This is a genomic window from Streptomyces sp. NPDC058880 (genome assembly GCF_042742535.1).
Taxonomy (GTDB): Bacteria; Actinomycetota; Actinomycetes; order Streptomycetales; family Streptomycetaceae; genus Streptomyces.
Window position 1 is genome coordinate 39,836 of the sequence record NZ_JBHYMC010000004.1, and the last position, 7,413, is coordinate 47,248.

General features: G+C 74.8%; 7 protein-coding genes. 6 read left to right on the plus strand and 1 reads right to left on the minus strand.

Annotated elements, in window-relative coordinates; genetic code table 11:
• Positions 1-73: 73 nt before the first annotated feature.
• Positions 74-1,348 carry a phosphoribosyltransferase family protein gene (locus ACFW2G_RS03945; RefSeq protein WP_037923574.1) on the plus strand — a complete coding sequence of 425 codons (1,275 nt, stop codon included), beginning with the start codon at positions 74-76 and terminating at the stop codon, positions 1,346-1,348.
• A 60-nt stretch (positions 1,349-1,408) separates the two neighbouring features.
• Entirely contained in the window at positions 1,409-2,539 is a 1,131-nt protein-coding gene (locus ACFW2G_RS03950) for a sulfite oxidase (RefSeq protein ID WP_384445934.1), read from the plus strand.
• Here the strand turns inward: ACFW2G_RS03950 and ACFW2G_RS03955 are convergent.
• The gene (locus ACFW2G_RS03955; protein WP_037923570.1) at positions 2,536-2,997 is read right to left on the minus strand and encodes a phospholipase; all 462 of its coding nucleotides are present in this window, start codon (positions 2,995-2,997) and stop codon (positions 2,536-2,538) included. The two genes, ACFW2G_RS03950 and ACFW2G_RS03955, sit on opposite strands and share 4 nt — an antisense overlap.
• A 187-nt stretch (positions 2,998-3,184) precedes the next feature.
• Here ACFW2G_RS03955 and ACFW2G_RS03960 point away from each other — a divergent pair, with 187 nt between their 5' ends.
• The 4 genes from ACFW2G_RS03960 (at position 3,185) to ACFW2G_RS03975 (ending at position 7,295) form a co-directional block, all read left to right on the plus strand.
• The gene (locus ACFW2G_RS03960) at positions 3,185-3,670 is read left to right on the plus strand and encodes a hypothetical protein (protein WP_384445935.1); all 486 of its coding nucleotides are present in this window, start codon (positions 3,185-3,187) and stop codon (positions 3,668-3,670) included.
• A 277-nt stretch (positions 3,671-3,947) separates the two neighbouring features.
• A complete protein-coding gene (locus ACFW2G_RS03965) occupies positions 3,948-4,361 on the plus strand; it encodes a GNAT family N-acetyltransferase (RefSeq protein ID WP_037923566.1) in 414 nt (137 codons plus the stop codon).
• A gap of 169 nt (positions 4,362-4,530) precedes the next feature.
• Entirely contained in the window at positions 4,531-5,772 is a 1,242-nt protein-coding gene (locus ACFW2G_RS03970) for a S8 family peptidase (protein WP_384580725.1), read from the plus strand.
• A gap of 227 nt (positions 5,773-5,999) precedes the next feature.
• Positions 6,000-7,295, plus strand: a complete 1,296-nt coding sequence (locus ACFW2G_RS03975) for a hypothetical protein (protein WP_384580722.1) — start codon at positions 6,000-6,002, stop codon at positions 7,293-7,295.
• Positions 7,296-7,413 lie beyond the last annotated feature (118 nt).

Sequence of the window (7,413 nt, forward strand, 5' to 3'; positions counted from 1 at the left end):
CGGCCCCGCGTGGGGTTGCGTCGGAAGCGGGTGCCCGCACTTCCGTCTCCCCTCGGGTTGGGGGTGAACTCCCGTGTTCTTCACCGACCGCGCGGACGCCGGAGAACGACTCGCCGAAGCCGTCCGCCATCTGGAGGGCGAACGTCCGGTCGTACTGGGCCTGCCCCGCGGCGGCGTCCCGGTGGCCTTCCCCGTGGCGCGGGCCCTCGGCGCCCCGCTCGACGTGATCGTGGTCCGCAAACTCGGCGTCCCCCACCACCGTGAGCTCGGGTTCGGCGCGATCGGGGAGGGCGGCGTTCGGGTCATCAGCGAGGACATCGTCCGCATCAGCCGTGTCACGCCGCAGGACCTGGCGGCCGTCCAGCACGCCGAGGAGGCGGAGCTGGCCCGGCAGGCCCGCCGGTTCCGCGGCGACCGCACGCGGGTCCCGCTCGGCGGCCGGACGGCGATCGTCGTGGACGACGGGATCGCCACCGGCTCCACGGCCGCCGCCGCCTGCCAGGTCGTACGGGCCCAGGGCGCGGCCCGTGTGGTGCTGGCCGTCCCGGTGGCGCCGCCCGACGCGGTCGCCCGGCTGCGCGCCGAGGCCGACGAAGTGGTGTGCCTGTCCACGCCGCGCGCCTTCCGGGCCGTCGGCGAGTGGTACCGGGACTTCTCCCAGACGCCCGACGACGAGGTCGTCTCCCTGCTGGCGCGGGCGGCGGCCGGCTCCCCGCCCGGGCCGGCCCCGCGGACGGTCGCCGTCGAGGTGGACGCCGGCGGCCCGACCCTGGCCGGTGACCTGGCCCTGCCCGGCGACGCCCGGGCGGTCGTGATGTTCGCCCACGGCTCCGGCAGCAGCCGCCGGAGCCCGCGCAACCGGGCGGTCGCGGCGGACCTGAACCGGGCGGGCCTGGGCACACTGCTCTTCGACCTGTTGACACCCGCCGAGGAGGCGGACCGGGCCAACGTCTTCGACATCGGGACCCTGGCCGCACGCCTTGCCGGCGCCACCGCCTGGCTGCGCCTGCACGCGTCCCTCCCCATCGGGTACTTCGGGGCGAGCACCGGGGCCGCGGCCGCGCTGTGGGCCGCGTCCGCGTCCGACGCGGACATCGGCGCCGTGGTCTGCCGCGGCGGCCGGCCCGACCTCGCCGGGCCCCGGCTGGCCGCCGTGCGGGCACCGACGCTGCTCGTCGTCGGCGGCCGCGACACCACCGTGCTCGACCTCAACCGTGCGGCGCAGCGGGAGCTGCGCTGCGAGAACCGGCTGGAGGTCGTCCGGGGCGCCACGCACCTCTTCGAGGAGCCGGGCGCCCTCGCTCAGGTGGCTGCCCTGGCCCGCGCCTGGTTCGCCCGGCACCTGTGACGGGACGGTCCGGGGACGCGACGACGTGCCCCACGGAGCGGGGCGCGCGACCATGGGGAGATGGAGCAGACGTCCGCCCGGGAGGTCAGCGCCCCGGCGCGCATCGCCCCGGCCGGTGAGGGCATCGGCCCGGAGGAGCTGGCACTCGCCGCCCGCAACCACGGCCTGCCGCTGGAGGCACTGCGCTACGAGGTCACACCCCCCGGGCTGCACTACGTCCTCGTCCACTACGACATCCCCGCCGCGGACGCGGACGGCTGGCGGCTGGACGTGGACGGCCAGGTCGCCTCACCGCTCGCGCTGGACCTCGACGCCCTGCGCGCGCTGCCCGCCGTCACCCACCGCGTCACGATGGAGTGCGCCGGCAACGGCCGGGCTCTTCTGTCGCCCCGCCCGGTCAGTCAGCCGTGGCTGGTCGAGGCGGTGGGCACCGCCGACTGGACCGGGGTCCCACTGGGCGTCGTACTGGACCGGGCGGGGGTGCGGCCGAATGCAGTCGAAGCCGTGTTCACCGGGGCCGACCACGGTGTGGAGCGCGGTGTCGAGCAGGACTACCGGCGCAGCCTGCCGCTGCCGTACGCCGCCGCGGAGGACTCGGGCGTGCTGATCGCCTACGCCATGAACGGCGCGCCGCTGCCACCGCAGCACGGGTACCCGCTGCGCCTGGTCGTGCCCGGCTGGTACGGCATGGCACACGTCAAATGGCTGCGCGGGATCACCCTCGTCGACGCACCGTTCACCGGCTTCCAGCAGTCCGCGGCCTACCGCTTCCGGTGGTCCGCCGACGACCCGGACGATCCCGGTGAGCCGGTCACCCGGATCGCGCCGCGCGCCCTGATGGCCCCGCCCGGCTTCCCCGACTTCATGTCGCGCACCCGCGTCGTGCACCCCGGCCCCGTGCACCTGCACGGGCGGGCCTGGTCCGGCCACGGGGCCGTCGCCCGGGTCGAGGTGAGCACCGACGGAGGCCTGGCCTGGACCCGGGCCGAGCTGGCCGCCCCACACCCGCATCCGTGGGCCTGGCAGGCCTGGAGCTGCGACTGGACCGCCGCACCGGGCCGCCACACCCTCACCGTCCGCGCCACGGACACCGAAGGGCACACGCAGCCCCTCGAACAGCCGTGGAATCGCGGCGGGTTCGGCAACAACCTGGTCCAGCGGGTCCCGGTGCTCTGCCTCGCGGCTCGCTAGGAAATGCCGAGGAACCTGACGGCCTGGTAGTACGTCCACGCGGTGCCGTCGCACGAGCGCTTGCGGCCGCCGGAGTAGCGGGCGCACACCCGCTTCAGGTCGGCGTGGAACGCCTCGTCGAGCCGACCCTTGGCGGCCGGAAACAGCCCTGCCGCCCGGTGGTTGCGGTAGCCGAAGTCGTGGCGGGCGCAGGCCGCGGCGAACGGGAAGCCGAAGGGGTTGTCCGGGGAGGTGGTGCACTGGTCGGTCGACCAGTCGAAGGCATAGGCGGCCCAGGCGGCACGGTGCTCTCGCGCGTCCGCCCAGGCCTCGTAACTCGCCGCGCTGGGCTGCGTCCAGCGACTCAGCACCTGCGGCTTGTCGGCCGGGACCTCGGGGGCGGCCCAGGCGGCGGGCGCGAGGGCGAGCACGGCGGTGGCCGTGGCGGTGGCGAGGGCGGGCAGGAGGCGACGCGGCATGGGGGTCCTCGGGGCCGGGCGGACGGTCATCCGGCCAACGGGGCCGGGCGCCGGCCGGTTACTGGGCGTCGCGTGCCCGTGACCGGAGACCCTCGCAGGTATGACACCGTGTGCGACCTCCGGCCAAGGCGCGGTTCGTTCTGTGGAGGGACGCGCGAAGAAGTTCGCCCGACCGAGACTTGGACGCATGAACCGCCGCCCGCTCGTCGTCGCCGCCGCCACCGTAGGAGTCCTCGCCACCGCCGCCTTCGCCCTCCCCAACCTGCCGCCCAATCCCGTGACGGACGCGATCGACCAGAAGGTGTTCAAGGAGAAGGGCAAGCGCTTCGCGACCGCCGGCGATGCCCCCACACGGGCGGCAGCGCCGTTCGCCCTGCCGTCCTGGATACCGAGGGATGCCACCGACGTCCGCATACGGGTGCGCACCGGCGGCGACGACCGGCTCATACGGTTCGACCTCGGCAAGACCCCGCTGGACGGTCCGCAGTGCGCGGCGGGTACCCCTCGGCGGCAGGGTGCGCCGGACCTGCACGCCAGGTGGTGGCCGCGCCGCTCCCTGCGGGCCGAAGTGCACGCCGAGTGCCGGGACTTCCACCAGTACCAGGTCGCGGTGCGCGGCAAGCGGGTCTATGCGTGGACCGACGGCACGCCGTCCCCGCCGGCCCGCGGCTGAGCGGGGCGCGGCGGCGGGTTTCACCGGCGGTGCCCGCACCAGGTCCAACGGCTCCGCGCAGGCGTGTTCCGCGAGGACGGCGACCAGCGCGAGAGCATGATGTCGTGGCCGCAATCGGGCACGGGCACCGCAGCAACACCCGCGCCCGGAGGGCGTCGGCACCGCGGCCCGGAGGGCGTCGGCACCCGGGAGCGGTCCGTCCGCCTCGGGCAGCAGGTCGCCACGCCGCGCCCGGCCGCGCCCCGCCCGCGGCCGGGCGCGCACTATCGTGACCGTCATGGACATCCGCCGGGCCTTCACACCCGCCGAGCTCTCGGCCGCCGAATCCCTCTTCGACGGGCCCGCCCGCCAGGAATGGTCCGAGCGCTTCCTCACGTCCCCCGGGCACCTGATGCTCATCGCCTACGTCGACGGCGTGCCCGCCGGAATGGTCTCCGGCATCGAGATGGTCCACCCGGACAAGGGCACCGAGATGTGCCTGTACGAGCTCTCCGTGGACGAGGGCTACCGGCGGCGCGGCATCGGCCGGGCCTTGACGCTGGCCCTCGCGGACGAGGCGAGGGAACGCGGCTGCTATGGGATGTGGGTGGGGGTCGACACCGACAACGAGGCCGCGCTGGCCACCTACGACGCCGCCGGGGCCCGCGACGAGGGTGTGTTCTCGATGCGCGGCTGGCCGCTCGCCCGGTAGGGCGCGCCGGCTCGGCCGGAGCGGGCTCCAGGCCGTGTCGTGGGGATCGGGGCGCTGCGGACCCGCGCCGGTCCACACGGCACGGGCCGCCCCCCGGAGGCGGCGTGTCGTGAGCCCACTCGGCGCACCCTCCGCGCGCCCGCGCCACCCCTGACGGAGCATCGGGCGCATGACCCCCACCGCATTCGCCACGCTCCTGCCCGCGACCGCCCTGCTCGCGGCAGCCGTCACCGGCCCACCCCCCGGGCCCGGCCCCGCCTCCGGCCCCGGGCCCGGCCCCGCCTCCGCCTCCGCCTCCGCCTCCGGCCCTGACTCCACCGCCCCCTATGTCGTCGTCCTCAAGGACACCGCCTCCCGCGCCCCGACCCGCGCGCTCGCCGCCGAGGCCGCGGACGCCGGGGACGTGGTCGGTCCCGTCTATGAGGCGGCTCTGAACGGCTTCGCCGTCCGCGCCACCGCCGCGCGGGCCGCCGCCCTGGCCGCCGACCCCCGAGTGGCCTTCGTGGAGCCGGATGCCGTCTTCCACGTCACCGGCACCGCAGACACACCGCAGACGCTGCCGCAGGCGCCCGCCCCCTGGCCCCTCGACCGGATCGACCAACGCGAACTGCCGCTGGACGGCTCGTACACGTACGCCACGAAGGCCGGAGGCGTCACCGTCTACGTCCTCGACACCGGCATCAACACCCGCCACCAGGAGTTCACGGGCCGTGCCCGGACCGGGCACAACGCGGTGTTCATGGAGAGCTCCCGCGACTGCAACGGTCACGGCACGCATGTCGCGGGAACCGTGGGCGGGAAGACCTACGGGGTCGCCAAGGGCGTCGCGCTCGTCTCGGTGAAAGTGGCCGACTGCCGCGGCGACGGGCGCCTTTCGGCCATGATCAAGGGGCTCGACTGGGTGGTGCGGGACGCCGCCCGCGCGCCGGGCACCCCGGCCGTGGCCAACATGAGCATGGGCGGCAGCCGCAGCCGCGCCCTCGACGCCGCCGTCGTACGGGTCGTGTCCTCCGGGGTCACCTTCGTCGCCGCCGCCGGCAACGACGGCCGGAACGCCTGCGGCGGATCCCCCGCCTCCGTCCCGCAGGCCCTCACCGTCGGCGCGACCGACGCCGCGGACCGCCGCGCAGCGTTCTCCAACCACGGCTCCTGCGTGGACCTGTTCGCACCGGGAGTGGCCGTCACCTCCGCTTGGAAGGGCTCCGCCACCGCCACCGCCCGCTCCTCCGGCACCTCGATGGCCGCCCCGCACGTGGCGGGCGCCGCCGCGCTGCTCCTGGCCGCCGGTACGGCGCGCACCCCGGCGCAGGTGTCCGAGGTGCTGGTGCGCGACGCCGTACGCGACCGGATCACCGGACTGCCGGCCGGCACCCCCAACCGGCTGCTGCACGTCGCCGCCGGCCCGAACTGACTTCGGCCGACGGCGGCAGACCGGCACCGGTCCACCCCGACCGGTCGGTATGCGATGGGCCATCGCCCTCTCTCTGATGGCCCATCAATGTGTGTGTGCTTCAGGGGAAAGCAAGCCATTGACTTCTCATCACCATGACGCGTCAATATCGGCCACCGCACCGGCTCGGCCTCCCCCACACAGCGGGTGGGGGGAGGGGTTCGTCATGACGAAGGAGTCGCGACCCAGTGACTACGAGAACGCATCTACGCAAGGTGCTGGCAGGGGCGGGGGCCCTGTCGCTGGCCCTGACCGGCGCAGTGGTGGGCCTGGCGGGCTCCGCGCAGGCCGCGACCAAGACCACCGCCGTCTTCGAGAACTGCGACGCCCCGGCTCCGCAGCCGGACGGCTCGGGCAACCAGGACTGGACGGTCACGCTGCCCGACGGCGCCAAGGCCGGCGACGTCGTCCCGATCACGATCGACCCGGGTGCGAGCCCCCTGATCCCGTCGTTCTCCGTCACCACGGTGAACACGACCAGGATCACCCTCAAGGTCGGTACGACCACCCAGGTGGTCACCAGCCCGCCGGAGACCGTGTCGGTCGTGGCCGGGCAGCCGCTCGACCCCAAGGCGTTCTCCGGGACCATCAAGATCCCGGACGGAACCGAGGGGACGACCGTCCAGGTCGCCCTCGACCTGGCGGTGACCGACGCGGACCTCTCCGGGTCGGTCTTCACCACCACCTGCACCCCGGCGCCCCGCCCGAGTGCCTCGCTCGGATCGGTCGCCGTCGAGGCCCTGCCCAAGGACCCGGTCACCACGAAGCTGACACCCAACAGCGGCCCGGCGGGCACCGCCGTCGTCGTGGGCGGCGCCAACTTCCCGGCCGGCGCGGTCACCTGTTCCGCACTGCTCGCCGGGGCGGTGACCGGCGACACCGGTACCGGCACCGCGGACGCCTCCGGCGCCGCCACCTGCGACATCACGATCACCAAGAAGGCCGACGCGATCAGGATCGACGGTTCGATCACTCCGTACAAGGCCTTCGTGTTCGTGGAGGAGCAGCCGGGCGTGAAGAACCCGGTCGACGTCGAGGTCCTTCCCGGACCGCTCGCCCTGGGCCCGAAGGACGGCCAGCCGGCGGTCAGCTTCGGCTCGGTCACCATCAACGGCAAGGCCCAGTCGGTGGTCGGCGTCTTCAACGCCGCGACCGTCCAGGACTTCCGCGGCGGCTCGCTCGGCTGGGACGTGACGGCCACCCGCACCCCGTTCCTGAACCAGACCACCGGCCACTCGATGCCGAAGGCGCAGATCGGCATCCAGCCGACCTGCACCGTGACCAACCCGGACAGCCCGAGCACCTGCACCGCGGGCACGCCCGGCGCGATCACCGACGTCCCGATGAAGGTGGCTTCCCAGGCCGCCGGGGGCGACGAGCTGACCGGTGGCGAGTTCGCCGTCGGCGGCGCCGGGATGATCCAGCTCCCGGCGTTCATGTTCGCCGACACCTACCAGACGGTCGTGACCTTCTCGATCGCCTGACCGGCACCCGTACGGCCCGCTCCGCCCGGGTGGTGCGGCGCGGCCGCGCCGCCCCCCCCCCCCCCCCGCTCCGCGCCCCCGGGGGTCCCCCCCGGCCCCCCCCCCCCACCCCGCCCCC

What these genes read in the sequence shown, in the direction of transcription:
- ACFW2G_RS03965 (WP_037923566.1), top strand. Translation starts at nt 3,948, where the DNA reads ATGGACATCCGCCGGGCCTTCACACCCGCCGAGCTCTCGGCCGCCGAA.
- ACFW2G_RS03960 (WP_384445935.1), top strand. Translation starts at nt 3,185, where the DNA reads ATGAACCGCCGCCCGCTCGTCGTCGCCGCCGCCACCGTAGGAGTCCTC.
- ACFW2G_RS03950 (WP_384445934.1), top strand. Translation starts at nt 1,409, where the DNA reads ATGGAGCAGACGTCCGCCCGGGAGGTCAGCGCCCCGGCGCGCATCGCC.
- ACFW2G_RS03970 (WP_384580725.1), top strand. Translation starts at nt 4,531, where the DNA reads ATGACCCCCACCGCATTCGCCACGCTCCTGCCCGCGACCGCCCTGCTC.
- ACFW2G_RS03955 (WP_037923570.1), bottom strand. Translation starts at nt 2,997, where the DNA reads ATGCCGCGTCGCCTCCTGCCCGCCCTCGCCACCGCCACGGCCACCGCC.